The organism is Carboxydocella thermautotrophica (assembly GCA_003054495.1).
Taxonomy (GTDB): Bacteria; Bacillota.
In genome coordinates, this window is the sequence record CP028514.1 from 2,341,108 (window position 1) to 2,355,475 (window position 14,368).

Below are 14,368 nucleotides of genomic sequence, written 5' to 3' on the forward strand. Positions count from 1 at the left end.
TTTTATTTATTGGGTATGGTTACAATAACTTCTGTCCCCTTCCCCACCTCACTGGTAACCTGTATTTTCCCTTGATGAGCCTCTACAATAGCCTTGACAATAGCCAAACCGATACCGGCACCTCCGGTAGAACGAGCGCGGGAAGCATCTGCTCGATATAAACGGTCAAAAATATAGGGTAGATCCTTTTTAGCAATACCTATACCGTTGTCATTTACAACGATGTGGCTCAAGCCGCCCCGTTGAAACACATTAATAAAAACCTCACCACCTTCCGGAGTATATTTCAAACTATTGGTTAATAAGTTAACAACAACTTGCCCAATTTTTTCCCGGTCAGCAATGATTTCACACGGCTGCCCGCTGAAAGTCAGGGCAATCTTTTTTTTATAGAAATCCCGTTGAAAATTAGTTATAATGTTATTTACCAAACTTGACAAATCAAACTTAACTTTATTGAGTTCTATCTGTCCGGTATCGTATTTATTAAGTTTTTCCAGATCATTTACCAGACTGGTCATTCTTAAAATTTCCTCATGACAGCTGATTAACCGTTCTCTGGTTGGCTCCCAAATCCCCTCTATTAAAGCCTCTAGATGACTTTGCAAGGTTGCTAAAGGTGTTCGCAGCTCATGGGCTATATCTGCAGTTAATCGCTTATTGCTTTCCTCCTGTTCTCGCAAATCCTCTTCCAGTTGTTTTATTGCATAGGCCAATTCTTTTATTTCACTGATTTTAGTATCGATCAATTTATCGCGAAAACTTTGCCGTCTTGACGCTATCTCTTTAGCCGCTTCTACTATTGCCCCTAATTGACGGCCCATTGTTTCAGAAATTCGGGTACTGAACAATAAAACCATCAAAAAAGAAATTCCAGCTATTACTAGCAACGATTTATTCAATGAATTTAAGAAAAGGATGTCATGTTCATTTAAAAAATAAGTATCATAATAACTAATTGTTAATTTCCCAATGGACAAATTATCCGGGCTTTTAAGCGGATATTCTTTAGTAATCAACGAAGGCTTGACAGTTTTAAAATATACCCCTGCCCGTGCCTGGATCTGTTCCAGCGTCTGCCGGTATGTTTGTGGATCAATCTGTTGCGGTGACCACAGGGTCTGACCCTGGCTATCTGTTAGAGTTATTAAATAACCTTTCGCCAACATTTCCTGACCTGATTTGCTGATTTGCTCCCGATTCCATTTACCATCCCTGTAAAATTCGGTAAATTCTTTTACAATTTTAAGATGTTCCTCACTCTGCAGTTCATGGATATAATTTAAAAAATGCTCGTTGATCAGCATGTGCGTGGCAAGGGTAACCAGAAAAATTGTCACTACCGCCAATGCACCATGGGTTAACAGCATCAACCAGCGCAAACGCAGAATTATCAGCCTCCTCCTCCGAATTTATAACCAAAGCCATGCACTGTTAAAATAAACTGAGGGTGTTTGCTGTCCTTTTCAATTTTCTGTCGAAGATTTTTGATATGAGTATCAATAGCACGTTCATTACCGGTGTAATCATAACCGAAAACCCTGATTACCAATTCATCCCGGCTAAAAACCCGTTGCGGGTTTTTACACATGGTTATCAAAATCTTGTATTCACTGGGAGTTAAATTTATATGTTTCCCCTCCACTTTAACTTCATGGGTAATTGTATCAATTTCTAAATAGCCATTGGCAAAAGTCAATTTATCTGACTTTATCTGCTCAGAGTCATCTGTCCTTCTTAATATTGCTCTCACCCGGGCCATTAATTCCTGGGGGCTGAAAGGTTTGACAATATAATCGTCTGCCCCTAATTCCAAGCCATTGATTCTGGATTCTACCTGACTTTTAGCAGTTAGCATAATAATGGGAACCCCGGATTTCTTTCTTATCTCCATACAAACTTTTTCACCACTGATATCAGGCAACATTAAATCCAAAATAATCAAGTCGGGATTAAATAATTGAAACCTCTTCAACGCCTGGCTCCCATCAAAGGCACAATCTACCTTATAACCTCCTTTTTGCAGGTAAGAGGTAATAACCTCAACAATTTTTTTCTCGTCATCTACTACCAGGATTTTCTTGGGAAACGCCAAATTTATCACCTCCTGTCGTAGTTTCAATTATTTTAGTGTAGCTAATTTCTTTCTACGATAATATTCAACAACAAATTTGTGTAGATTTTATGTAAAAACCGTGAAAAATTTGCGAACTAAGTCACTTTCTCTACACAGAATCTCCACATTCGACATGTAAAATGATGTCAAAAGGAGGTAATGCTATGCACAGGATAAACAGGCGCGATTTTTTAAGATATTCCGGCTTTGCAGGATTTTCTTTGCTCACAGGAGGAATCGGAGCTATCCTTGAAGGCTGTACCATTCACTCAACCAAAACACCGAAAAGTTTTGTCACCCCTTTGATTGTTCCTGACACCGCTGGACCTCTAGCTCTTTTTAAACCCGATTCTGAAACTTTTAAAATAGAAGCAGGTACAGCGAAATTAAAAATCGTCAATGAGAAAGAATCTTTATTAAATGTATATAAAATAAAACACCAGGAAAAAACTCTAATTAACCCAACAATATTGGTGCAAAAAGGCCAGGAACTCAGGGTCACCCTGGAGAACGGTCTATCCGAAGATACTATAATTCACTGGCATGGTTTAATGGTGGAAGATAAAATGGATGGTCATCCTGCTTATGCTATTAAACCTGGTGAAAGGTATGAGTATAAATTTAAAGTGAAAAATCGTGGTGGTACATACTGGTATCACCCTCATCCAGAAAACCTTACTGCAAAACAGGCATATAAAGGATTAGCGGGAATTCTACTGGTTGAAGATGAAGAGGAACTGCAGCTGCGTCAATCTCTGGAATTGGAACTGGGAAAAAACGACATACCTCTGGTAATCCAGGATAAGCGTTTTGACCAAGCAGGTAACATACTATATAACCCTGATGATATGGAAAAAATAATGGGTTTTCATGGAAACAAGGTTCTGGTAAACTTAACTTTAAATCCGCTCCTCAAAGTAGCCAAAAAATTTTATCGTTTCAGGATATTAAATGGTTCTAATGCCAGAATCTATTGTTTATCGTTGCATAGTGAACAGCGAAGGGATTTTATCCCTATCTACTTAATAGGAACTGATGGTGGTCTTCTTGATAAACCATACAAAATTAATAAATTTTTTATCTCTCCAGGGGAAAGAGCTGACATACTGGTTGATTTCACCTCATTCAATACCGGTGAGGAATTGTTTTTTAAAAGCCTGGCCTTCGACCCTATGGACAATGAAGATGCAGAAAACATGGATAATATGGGTATGCAACATGATTCATTAAAAGCAGGAGAAGAAATTAATATACTCAAAATTGTCATCAACCGGGAAACAGAAAAAACGTTTAAAATTCCCCAAAACTTATCTAGCCTAAAACCAATTAATATTAAGGATTCATTGACCAGAAAATTCAGGTTATCATTTATAGGTAAACAGTGGCAAATTAATGGTCAAACTTTTAATATATCGCAGTTTCCTGTAATTGTTAAGAAACACAGCAAAGAAATATGGGAAATTGCTAATGATAAAAAAAGCATGCCTCATCCGATGCATTTGCATGGTTTTATGTTTCAAGTTCTGCAGCGTTTGAATAGCCCGAAACAAGTACAGGACCTTGCTATTGACCAAAGTGGTCGAACCGCTATGGACCTGGGTTGGAAAGATACGGTTTTAATTTGGCCAGGGGAAACAGTAAGGATAGCCATCGACTTCACCCATGATTTCACCGGAGATCAGGTTTACCTGTTTCATTGCCATAATCTCGAACATGAAGATCTCGGCATGATGCTCAATCTAAAAGTTAAAGAATAAAAAACAAAAGCCCTCAACCCCTTCTTTCGGTACAGGTTGAGGGCGTAATTATCTTTAATTACCTCAAAGACAGTAGACTAAATTCTTCTTTTTCTACACTATCGGAATTCTTAACAAAACGTTTACTCAGTATTCTGGCATTCTTCCAGGCACCTAAAGCATTAAGCATAATGGGGTTTTCGGCAAATAGCAAAGGCACGGGCTCCAATAATTCCTTGATAATATCTTTATATAACAGCGAACCACCACCATATAAAATTAGTCCGGAAATATCCGGCAACTGGATGCCTGCAGCTGTCGCCTTGGAAATAAACTCTTCTATCAATTGTCTACCTTCCTGTTCTATGTACTGCCGACATATCTGATTGAATTCAGGTATTTCTTTGCCATAACATAGTAAATTTCCGTCACCAATAATAACACTATCTACTTTATGCCTTGGTATACTCACTTTATATTCAGTTTTTATGTAGTCTAAAATTCGGTTTGCGGGATCAATGGTCCCACGGTCAATCCCAAAAAAAGTACGCGGTTCCAGATTGTCCAGCACAGTTACGTCAGAGGTTAATGAGCCGATATCTAGCCCCAAAATCATCTTTTCCCCAAAACGGCTTGCCACTTGCTGTATAATTTCTCCTTCTTCATCATACATCAGTGCATTTAAAGCACAGAGACCTTCGGGCTGAATATCCACTTCCAATATATCAAATTCCACTTCCACTCCATTAAATATCGGATTTAAGAATTTAACTTTATGAGTTCCAAGCAAGGAATTACGCAAAATATTAATATTATCCTGTTGATTAGCAAAATATTCCTCGGTTGGTAGCATTGTGCCGAGAATTATTTCTTCTTTTATCTGCTTACAGTTGGGTTTCAGCAGCGAAACTGCAATCGCAGTCAAGAGGACAATTCTAGTTTGCAAATCTTTGGCCTTGCCCTTATGCCGGTCAGCAACAGTCCTCTCTTTTATGATACCTCTGTTAAAATTATAGGCCATTTTTCCGACGAAATATCTGCCCAGATTTTGCCCGGAGCTCAAGATTTCTACTTCCAGGAGGTTTAACGGGTTACGAGTATCATCATTTACAACTCTTCTGGCATGCCAGGGAGCCGATATATTTAATATACAAAATTCCCTTTTTGTAGGCCCGATAATTTTAAATGCATCATTACCCAAATCTGCACCCACGGTTAAATAATCCTTCATCGCTTCCACCCCTCAAGTTTAGTTTAGCTAAGGTAATTATACCTAATCCAAGTAAACCTATCAATATATTCTGGTTTATTTCCCATTATTCGACATTTATTCTGATAAATCGATTGGTTTCGCTTTTGACATTTACTTGCTTTGTATTTTATGATAACATTAGAATATTTTTTTCAGAGGTGAATCGTTTTGGCTGGTTCAATTGATACATGTGAAAAATGCGGGAAGCCTGTCAGAGAAGAATGGAACTACTGCCCTTTTTGTAAACATCAGCCAGTACTTACCCGCTGCCCGCATTGTCTAAAAAAAGTAAAACTGCGCTGGCAGTATTGTCCTTTTTGTCGCGCCAATATCAAGGGAAACCGCACGACTGCCACAATAAACGCAGAAGCTAATGCCTGGCTCCGAGCAATATTGGAATCCACTGTAGCCACGAAATAATGCCGGCAAAAAATTTGCCGGCATTTCCTATCTGCTTTTTTAAAATATGCGTTTACTGTCCAGCAACATGGTCACCGGGCCGTCATTGGCCAGCTCTACCAGCATTTCGGCCTGGAATTGGCCAGTCGCCACTTTTATCCCATGTTCTTCCAGCAAGGCCCTTACCCGCTCATAAAGGGCCAGAGCCTGTTCCGGTGGCGCCGCTTCAGTAAAACTGGGCCGCCGTCCTTTGCGGCAGTCGCCATAAAGGGTGAACTGGGACACCAGCAATACCTCTCCACCGCTATCCTTTACCGACAGGTTGAGTTTACCCTCCTGGTCGGGAAAAATGCGGAGATGGGCAATTTTCTCTGCCAGATAGCGGGCATCTTCCTCCCCATCGTCCTGCCCTACTCCTAATAACACCACCAAACCAGGTCCGATTTCCCCTATAACTTGACCGGCTACTGTTACCCGACCGTAACGGGCCCGTTGCACTACTGCCCTCATCCCTCTTCCTCCTATGCCCCTGGTGCGGTCCGCCGAATCTCATAAACATCCCGCACCTTGCGAATGCGATTGATGATATAATTTAGCTGTTCCAGCCCCTTGACCTCCAGGACCAGCTCAATGGCTGCCTGGTTATTGCGCAGGCTGCGGGCTGAAACGGAATTGGCCGAAATCTTTAGATCAGACAGTACAGCCATCACATCAGACAACAGTCCGGCCCGATCCATGGCTGCTATTTCCAGTTTGACCTGGTAATTATCAGTATATCCCTGTTCCCAGGTAACTTCAATAATTCGTTCTTTTTCCGTCTCCTGAAAATTAACCACATTATGACAGTCAGCCCGATGAACCGATACCCCTTTACCCCGGGTCACATAGCCTACGATAGGGTCGCCGGGTACAGGGCTACAGCAGCGGGCCAGGCGCACCAGCAGGTTGTCCATTCCCCATACCATGATGCCCTGGTTGGCCCGGCCTCCCCCTTTCCAGGGCTTCACCACATCCTGGGCCTCCTGCAGTTCACTGGCCGCGGTTTTGGGGCGCTGGGCTTTTTCCCGCTCCTCCTTGAGTTCCTTGATTTTGTTCAAAACCTGGACAGCCGTAAAAGTGCCATCCCCAACCGCAGCCAGCAAATCCTCTGGCGAGCTGACGGTAAACTTGCGGCAAATCTCCTGTAATCTCTCCTGTTTAATATCCTCCAGTTCCAGCCCCGCTTTGCGGGCCTCTTTTTCCAGCAGCTCCCGGCCGCGCAGAATATTCTCTTCCCTTTTCTCCCGCTTAAACCATTGTTTGATCCGGTTTTTGGCCTGGGGAGTCTGCACCAGCTGCAACCAGTCCCGGCTGGGAGCTGCCTGCCTGCTGGTAATAATTTCCACAATATCCCCGTTTTTTAACTTATAATCCAGGGGAACAATCTTGCCATTGACCTTGGCCCCTACACAGCGATGCCCCACATCGGTATGAATGCGATAAGCAAAATCAATGGGTACCGAACCGGCGGGCAGTTCTATTACATCCCCTTTGGGAGTAAAAACAAAAACCGATTCATCAAAAAGGTCAATTTTAAGGTTTTCAATAAACTCCTTGGCATCCCCCAGCTCCCGTTGCCACTCCAGAATCTGCCGCAGCCAGGTCAGTTTCTCATCCAGTTCTCCCGGTTCCTTGATACCCTCCTTATAACGCCAGTGGGCCGCAATCCCGTATTCGGCAGTACGGTGCATTTCCCAGGTGCGAATTTGCACTTCCAGGGGTTCGCCATTGGGCCCAATCACTGTGGTATGCAAGGACTGGTACATATTCTGCTTGGGCATGGCAATATAGTCTTTGAAACGGCCCGGCACCGGCGTCCAGAGGGTATGGACAATCCCCAGGGTGCCATAACAGTCCTTGACATTATCCACAATTACCCGCACAGCAATCAGGTCATAGATTTCCGACAGATCCTTCTGTTGTTGCCACATTTTCTTGTAGATCGAATAAAAATGCTTGGGCCGCCCGGAAATTTCAGCCCCAATCCCCACTGCCGCCAGTCGTTCCGACAATTCCTTTATTACCTGATTGATCAGGGCTTCCCGTTCAGTCCGCTTTTTGGCTATCCGCTCCACCAGTTCGTAGTACATCTCCGGTTCCAGGTAGCGAAGAGAAAGGTCCTCCAGTTCCCATTTGATGCGGAAAATCCCCAGGCGGTTGGCCAGGGGAGCATAAATATCCAGGGTTTCGGCAGCGATTTCCTTTTGCTTGCGGGGTGATTGAAACTTGAGAGTGCGCATATTGTGAAGGCGGTCAGCCAGCTTAATCAGAATTACCCGAATGTCTCTGGCCATAGCCAGCAACATTTTGCGCCAGTTTTCCGCCTGTTGCTCTTCCTTGGAGCGGTACTCAATCCGGCTCAGCTTGGTCACTCCATCTACCAGCAAAGCCACTTCATCCCCGAATTCCTGCCGGATCTCCTCCAGGGTCACCTCGGTGTCTTCTACCACATCATGCAATAAAGCAGCCGCAATGGTTACCAGATCCAATTCAAGCTGGGCCAGGATATAGGCTACTGCCAGGGGATGGGAAATGTAGGGTTCCCCTGACTGTCGTACCTGGCCAGCATGGGCTGCCGCCGCTTTTTGATAAGCCTTTTCCACCAGACTCAAATCGGCCTGGGGGTTAAAATTGCGGATTTTCCGCACCAGGTCCTGCCAGCATTTGGTTTTATCCGCCATCTCCCATCCCCTCCTTTCCTGGCAGTTACTCTGCATTTAGTACTGGACCAGGGAAAAAACCTCTTTATCCCCCAGTTGTTTGCGCCCTTCCAGATAAGTAAGTTCAATCAGGAAGGCCAGCCCTACTACCTGCCCTCCCAGTTTTTCCACCAGTTCCACCGCTGCCCGGGTAGTACCACCGGTGGCCAGCAGGTCATCAACCAGTAAAATTCTTTGACCTGGCTGAATGGCATCCAGATGGATTTCCAGGGCATCTTTACCATATTCCAGCCCGTATTCCATTTTCGCAGTTTCAGCCGGCAATTTGCCGGGTTTACGTAAAGGAACGAATCCACAGCCCAGTTCATAGGCTACCGGGGTGCCGATAACAAAGCCGCGGGCCTCCGGGCCTACTACCAGATCGATTTTTTCATCCCGGAAACGGTTGGCGATTTCCTGAACCGCAGCCCTTAGGGCCTGTCCATCTCTGAGCAGAGTAGTAATGTCCTTAAAACGAATACCCGGTTTAGGGAAATCAGGAATGATGCGAATTTTATCTTTAAAATTCACTTTAGTGCCTCCTTCAGCCAGTTTTCAAAATCATTATAATGCCAGGACCTCAGTTTTTGCAACCAGCAATCCAGCTCCTGTCGCCGCTGTTGACACTCAAGATACAAAGGCGATGCAGTCAGATCTTTTTTGCGGGCAGGCAGGGGTTTTTTGCGCAGCTGCCAGTACAGGCCCTCGCGCCGTAACTCCACCAGGTCCAGTTCGGCAAAAATCCGCCAGGCCATTTGCCAGCCAGGTGCAGGAGCCAGATCAGAATAAAATTCCGGCGTCTCCCGGTAGTAATTGGCCAGTCGTTCCCGGTCAGGCCAGTGTTCCTCTGCCAGTCTGCTCAGTTCCTCCAGCTCCCTGGTGCCATAAAGGAGCCAGAGCGGCCGCCCCGGGACCAGACTGGCCAACCAGAGAGCCAATTCCGGCGTAGCAGGCGGATCATAAAAGAGTACACCAGCCCAATCCTTTCCCTGTAATCGCTGGTCCGGCCGGGACACAAAACCGATATCTTCCAGGGAGCGATTCCGAAGCAACTGCTGCAAAAACTCCCCTTTCGCCGGGTCAGTAACATACACCAGCCAGGGCCCCCTCCCCTCCGGCAAGTTAGCCAAAAAGGCTGGCCGATCGGCACACTGACGCTGGTCATTCACCTGCCAGTTCCCCTGTCCTCCTAATGAAGGAAGCACCGGCTGCCAGAAGGGAGAGCTTTGATAGGGGTTGTCTCCCCGCCAGCTATTTTTCAGATCCTTAACCTGGGCCTGGACCAGCCGCTGCCCATTCCATTCATTTATATCAGGCACAAAAGCAATGTCCAGGCAGCCACTGCCAGCGGCAATTTCCCTTACCATATGGCCCAGTTGCCAGGCTACTGCCTGTTGTCGCTTTGCGCCTGGCCCTTCTAACCACAAACGCAGATGACTGCCTTCTCGCCCGATGGCCCGGACCTCCAGTACTCGCCCTTTGCGCAAAGCCAGGACCGGGATAGGGTTACCATAGCCATAGGGTTCTAACTGAGCCAGTTCCTGTACCAGCTCCTCCGTCACCTGTCCCCAGGCCACTTCCCCTTCAACAAGCAAGTCAGGCACCAGGTCCATTTCCGTTAGCCAGGTATTGGCCAGTTCATTCAGCTGTTCCCGCAAGCGGGGGATCTGATTCCGGTTCAGGCTTAGACCAGCAGCCATCGGGTGTCCGCCAAATTTTGTCAGCAAATCCCGGCACTGGCTCAAAGCTGAAAACAGGTTAAATCCGGGAATGCTGCGCCCCGAGCCTTTGGCTTCATCTCCCTCTAATCCCAGTAACAGTGTGGGGCGATAATATCTTTCCACCAGCCGGGAGGCAGCTATTCCCAGTACTCCATGATGCCAGTCCGTTTGAGCCAGCACCAGTACCCTGTCCCTGGCCAGGCAACCCTCCTCTTCTACCAGGCGGCAGGCAGCCTGGACAATCTGGTTTTCAATCTGCTGCCGTTCCCGGTTGGTCCGGTCCAGCAGACTGGCCATTTCCAGCGCTTCACTTACCTTTTCTGTTATCAATAAACGCACCGCCATCTCCGCCGAACTAAGGCGCCCGGCTGCATTGAGCCGCGGCCCAATCTGAAAGGCCAGCTGTTGAGCTGTAAGTCCCACTGGCTCAATCCCTGCCACCTGGCAGAGAGCCACCAACCCCGGCCGGGGCGAGTGACGCATGCGTTCCAGACCGGCTTTTACCAGCAACCGATTCTCTCCGTGCAAAGGAACCAGATCAGCTACAGTACCGATAGCGGCCAAATCCAGCAAGGCCAGAGCCTTTTCCCCCAGCAAGGCCTGTGCTAGTTTGAAAGCAATCCCCGCACCGCATAAATCCGGCCAGGGATAATGATTATCCGGTCGTTTGGGATTGACCACCGCTTCTGCTGGCGGTAGCTCCCCCTGTAATTCATGGTGATCGGTAACGATCACTTTCATTCCCAGTTCCCTGGCCCGTACTACCTCCTGGAAAGAGGCTATCCCGCAGTCCACTGTGATCAGCAGCCTGGTGCCCTTTTGCGCCAGCTGTTCCACCGCTGCCAGATTCAACCCATATCCTTCCGTAAACCGGTTGGGCAAATAGTAGTCTACCCTCTCCCCGGCCAGAGGCTTTAAGGCCAGATAGAGCAAAGCGGTTGCTGTTACACCGTCGGCATCATAGTCACCGTAAATGGTGATTTTCTCCTGTCTCTGTAAAGCCTGTTGCAAAATCTCCAGGGCCTTTTCCAGATCAGGTAATTCCAGCGGATTGCCCAGATCGGCAATACTCCCACGCAAGAACAGGTGAGCTGAGGTTAGATCAGTTATGCCCCGGTTCAGCAGGATTCCGGCCAGCAAAGGGGAGATCCCCAGCTGCTGAGCCAGAATTCGGGCCCGGTCAGGATCGGGCCGGGCAAGACGCCAGCGTTTATGCACACTCTCCCCACCTTTATCTCAATCTTGTCTCCCTTCCAGCTCACAGTCATCACAATCAAAACAGCGGGTAGAGCCGTGGGTACAGGGCTCCACATGGATAACGGCATGGGTATTGGGCAATACCTCCTGAATCCGCTGTTCCAGATGGTCGGTAATTTCATGCACCCGGCTAATAGACCAGCTCTGAGGCACTACCAGATGCAAATCCACAAACCGCTCTGAGCCAGCTTTGCGGCTGCGCAGCTGGTGGTACTCCAGGTAATAGTCCCGGTGTTTTTCCAGAATCTCAATGATTTTGTGCTCCTCCTCTTCCGGTAAGCGCGTATCAATAATATCCACAAAGGCTTCTTTAGTCAGATCCCAGGCCGCTTTCAAAATCAGCAGGGCGACGATAATCGCGACCACAGCATCCAGCCAGGCCCAACCCGTTACAGCCATCAGCCCCAGACCGAGCAACACCCCGGCGGAAGTATAAACATCAGTACGCAGATGCCAGGCATCCGCTGCCAGGGCAACGGAATCGGTCTCCCGCGCCACCTTGAATAAATGGGCTGATATCAGCCAGTTTACTCCTGCCGAAAAGGCCATAACCAGCGCTCCCAGCCCCAGCTTTTCCACCTCACCCCCCCGGAACAGCCGGAGTACAGCTTCATAGATTATATACAGAGCAGCGGCAAAAATCAGGACCGCTTCAATAGTCCCGGAGACATTTTCCAGCTTGCCATGTCCATAGGGATGCTGTTCATCCGGGGGTTTATTGGCTTTTTTAATGGAAAAGTAGGCAATCCCAGCTGCCGCCAGGTCCAAACCACTGTGAATGGCTTCTGAAATAACGGCTACCGATCCCATCCAAAGTCCAACTGCCAGTTTTGCCAGCACCAGCAAACTATTGGACAAAACCGAAAGTCGGGCAGCCTGTAATTTGGCTAATCCGGCTCCACCGGCCATAATATCCCCTCCGATATTGCAAAATAAAAGCCGCGGGTGCCCGCTGTACCAGGCCCGCAGCCATATAGGCTCACTATTATTTTACATGCTTTCAACCCTCTTATGCAAGCTATGCTTTTTTAGCATAGCGGCGCAGATCAAACCAGAGGGGGCTGGCCGTACAGATGGAGGAGTATGTCCCACTTAAAACCCCAATCAACATGGCCAGAACGAAATTGTATATGGTTTCCCCGCCAAAGACCAGCAAAGCCACCAGCACGAATACCACAGTCAGAACGGTATTGATGGTCCGGCCAAAGGTCTGATAAATACTGGAATTGATTACATCCTCTACTTCCTGATCCTTGCGGCGTTTCAAAAGATTTTCCCGAATTCGGTCAAAAATGACAATAGTATCATTTATACTGTAACCGATGATAGTCAAAATCGCTGCTACAAAGGCACTATCCACTTCCAGCTGTAACAGGGAAAATACCCCAATTACCACCAGCACATCATGAAGCAGGGCAGCAATGGCACTGAGTCCAGACCAGAATTCAAAGCGCCAGCTGATATAAATGATCATCAATACAATCGCAATCCCCAGGGCCAGCAGGGCATTGCGCAGCAATTCCTTACCGATCACCGGCCCTACCTTGTCTTCCCGGCGCAGGTTAAAGTCACCGGTCTTTTCCCTGATAGCCTTTAGCACCTCATCTCTATCCTTTTCCGCTAAAGCTACTGTCCGAATCAGAATCCGATTCCCTTCGGCAGCCTGAATCCCGGCATTGCCCAGGCCTTTTTCCTTCAGAGCTGCCCTAACCTGTTCAATGGCCGGCACTTGCTTGTATTCCAGTTCCAGCAAAGTCCCGCCGGTAAAATCTATCCCCAGATTCAATCCCTGCCAGACCAGGGATACCAGACCTGGAACGATAATCAGCAATGAAATGATATACCAGACCAGGCGAGTTTTGACAAAATGCACGCGCACACTACTGCACCTCCTAAGCCCCGAATAGTTTGCTGTTCTTAACTCCGGCATCGGCAATCAGCCGCAACATCCAGCGGGTGAAAGAAATAGCGGTAAACATACTGGCCACAATCCCCAGGGCCAGGGTGACCGCAAACCCGCGAATGGAAGCTGTGCCCAGGAAATAGAGGACAGCAGCAGCAATCAAAGTAGTAACATTGGCATCCAGAACGGTGGTAAAGGCCCGATTAAATCCGGCCTCAATGGCCGTCCGGACGGTTTTGCCCGCCCGCAGTTCCTCCTTAATGCGTTCATAAATGATAATATTGGTATCCACCGCCATACCCAGCGAAAGGAGGAAACCGGCAATACCCGGCAGAGTCAGGGTAGCATTGAGAGCTGCCAGCAATCCTAATACCAGGAAGGCATAGACCACCAGGGCAAAATCCGCCACCAGCCCCGGTAGACGATAGAACAGAATCATAAAGACCAGAATAGCCACCAGGCCAATTTCCCCGGCCAGTATGGATTTATTGAGAGAATCCGCCCCCAGAGTGGGCCCTACTACCCGTTTTTCGACAAATTCCAGATCCAGTGGCAGCGCTCCGGCCCGCAGGAGTTTGGCAATATTCTCAGCTTCTTCCACAGTACGATTACCGGTAATGCGGGCCTGCCCATTGGTAATGGGCTCCTTTACGACCGGATTGGTCAGCAACTGCTCGTCCAGATAGATGGCAATGGGCTTGCCCACATTTTTGGTAGTAATCTCAGCAAATTTCCTGGCTCCCTCAGAAGTAAAGGTTAAGCTGATTTCGGGCTGGTTAGTATAGGGGTCAATCCCTGTTTGCGCAGTTTTCAGGTCTTCTCCTGTCAAAACTGTTTTCCCGTCAGCAGTTTTAAAGCGTAAAACAGCAGTTTTACCGATCAGGCGAATGGCTTCTTCCGGATCCTTTAAACCGGCCAATTCTACGATAATCCGGTCCCGACCTTCTGGCTGGATTACCGGTTCCCTGACCCCGGTTTCATTGACCCGCCGGTGTAAAACCTCAATCGTCCGGGCAATAGCATCCTGAGTCACAGCAGTTTCCTTGGTAGCCTTAGCCTGTAGCACCACATGGACGCCACCCTGCAAATCCAAACCCAGGTTGATGTACTTAGTAATCAGTCCAAAGCTGCCGGCCATGACCGCACTTAACAGCAGGACTGTTACTACCAGTGTAATCAGGCTTTTCTTGCGCATGCTAGCTCATAATCCTCCTCATTCTAAGTTTCCCTGTCCATTATAGTCCTT

The 14,368-nt window shown here is 47.3% G+C and carries 12 protein-coding genes; 2 read left to right on the top strand and 10 right to left on the bottom strand.

Going from position 1 to position 14,368, the window contains the following annotated elements:
* Positions 1-2 precede the first annotated feature (2 nt).
* Positions 3-1,382, bottom strand: a complete 1,380-nt coding sequence (locus tag CTH_RS11895) for a sensor histidine kinase (protein WP_159073888.1) — start codon at positions 1,380-1,382, stop codon at positions 3-5.
* An 11-nt stretch (positions 1,383-1,393) separates the two neighbouring features.
* A complete protein-coding gene (locus tag CTH_RS11900) occupies positions 1,394-2,095 on the bottom strand; it encodes a response regulator transcription factor (protein ID WP_174183001.1) in 702 nt (233 codons plus the stop codon).
* Between the two features lie 185 nt (positions 2,096-2,280).
* Between CTH_RS11900 and CTH_RS11905 the strand changes: the two genes are divergently transcribed.
* Positions 2,281-3,873, top strand: a complete 1,593-nt coding sequence (locus tag CTH_RS11905) for a multicopper oxidase family protein (RefSeq protein ID WP_159073889.1) — start codon at positions 2,281-2,283, stop codon at positions 3,871-3,873.
* A gap of 58 nt (positions 3,874-3,931) precedes the next feature.
* On the opposite strand, the gene CTH_RS11910 is transcribed toward CTH_RS11905, so the two are convergent.
* Complete coding sequence (locus CTH_RS11910) at positions 3,932-5,083, bottom strand: ParM/StbA family protein (protein WP_078665346.1); 1,152 nt, start codon at positions 5,081-5,083, stop codon at positions 3,932-3,934.
* Between the two features lie 189 nt (positions 5,084-5,272).
* Here CTH_RS11910 and CTH_RS14560 point away from each other — a divergent pair, with 189 nt between their 5' ends.
* On the top strand, positions 5,273-5,524 hold the full coding sequence (locus CTH_RS14560) for a double zinc ribbon domain-containing protein (RefSeq protein ID WP_159071950.1): 252 nt from the start codon (positions 5,273-5,275) through the stop codon (positions 5,522-5,524).
* 39 nt (positions 5,525-5,563) lie between these two features.
* Here the strand turns inward: CTH_RS14560 and dtd are convergent, their stop codons facing one another.
* From dtd to secD, 7 genes are all read right to left on the bottom strand, one after another.
* Positions 5,564-6,013: a D-aminoacyl-tRNA deacylase gene (gene dtd / locus CTH_RS11920; protein ID WP_107754060.1), complete on the bottom strand. Its 450-nt coding sequence runs from the start codon at positions 6,011-6,013 to the stop codon at positions 5,564-5,566.
* Positions 6,014-6,024: 11 nt separating this feature from the next.
* The gene (locus CTH_RS11925) at positions 6,025-8,223 is read right to left on the bottom strand and encodes a RelA/SpoT family protein (protein ID WP_078665349.1); all 2,199 of its coding nucleotides are present in this window, start codon (positions 8,221-8,223) and stop codon (positions 6,025-6,027) included.
* A 36-nt stretch (positions 8,224-8,259) separates the two neighbouring features.
* Positions 8,260-8,772 (bottom strand): adenine phosphoribosyltransferase, encoded by a 513-nt coding sequence (locus CTH_RS11930; protein ID WP_078665350.1) that lies wholly within the window; start codon positions 8,770-8,772, stop codon positions 8,260-8,262.
* Positions 8,769-11,180, bottom strand: a complete 2,412-nt coding sequence (recJ, locus tag CTH_RS11935) for a single-stranded-DNA-specific exonuclease RecJ (RefSeq protein ID WP_107754062.1) — start codon at positions 11,178-11,180, stop codon at positions 8,769-8,771. The genes CTH_RS11930 and recJ overlap by 4 nt, the downstream gene beginning before the upstream one ends.
* A gap of 18 nt (positions 11,181-11,198) precedes the next feature.
* Positions 11,199-12,128: a cation diffusion facilitator family transporter gene (locus CTH_RS11940; protein WP_078665352.1), complete on the bottom strand. Its 930-nt coding sequence runs from the start codon at positions 12,126-12,128 to the stop codon at positions 11,199-11,201.
* A 109-nt stretch (positions 12,129-12,237) separates the two neighbouring features.
* A complete protein-coding gene (gene secF / locus CTH_RS11945) occupies positions 12,238-13,092 on the bottom strand; it encodes a protein translocase subunit SecF (RefSeq protein WP_242946679.1) in 855 nt (284 codons plus the stop codon).
* 19 nt (positions 13,093-13,111) lie between these two features.
* The gene (secD, locus tag CTH_RS11950; protein WP_079933440.1) at positions 13,112-14,317 is read right to left on the bottom strand and encodes a protein translocase subunit SecD; all 1,206 of its coding nucleotides are present in this window, start codon (positions 14,315-14,317) and stop codon (positions 13,112-13,114) included.
* Positions 14,318-14,368: the final 51 nt, after the last annotated feature.

What these genes read in the sequence shown, in the direction of transcription:
- CTH_RS11905 (WP_159073889.1), top strand. Translation starts at nt 2,281, where the DNA reads ATGCACAGGATAAACAGGCGCGATTTTTTAAGATATTCCGGCTTTGCA.
- CTH_RS11910 (WP_078665346.1), bottom strand. Translation starts at nt 5,083, where the DNA reads ATGAAGGATTATTTAACCGTGGGTGCAGATTTGGGTAATGATGCATTT.
- dtd (WP_107754060.1), bottom strand. Translation starts at nt 6,013, where the DNA reads ATGAGGGCAGTAGTGCAACGGGCCCGTTACGGTCGGGTAACAGTAGCC.
- CTH_RS11925 (WP_078665349.1), bottom strand. Translation starts at nt 8,223, where the DNA reads ATGGCGGATAAAACCAAATGCTGGCAGGACCTGGTGCGGAAAATCCGC.
- CTH_RS11940 (WP_078665352.1), bottom strand. Translation starts at nt 12,128, where the DNA reads ATGGCCGGTGGAGCCGGATTAGCCAAATTACAGGCTGCCCGACTTTCG.
- secD (WP_079933440.1), bottom strand. Translation starts at nt 14,317, where the DNA reads ATGCGCAAGAAAAGCCTGATTACACTGGTAGTAACAGTCCTGCTGTTA.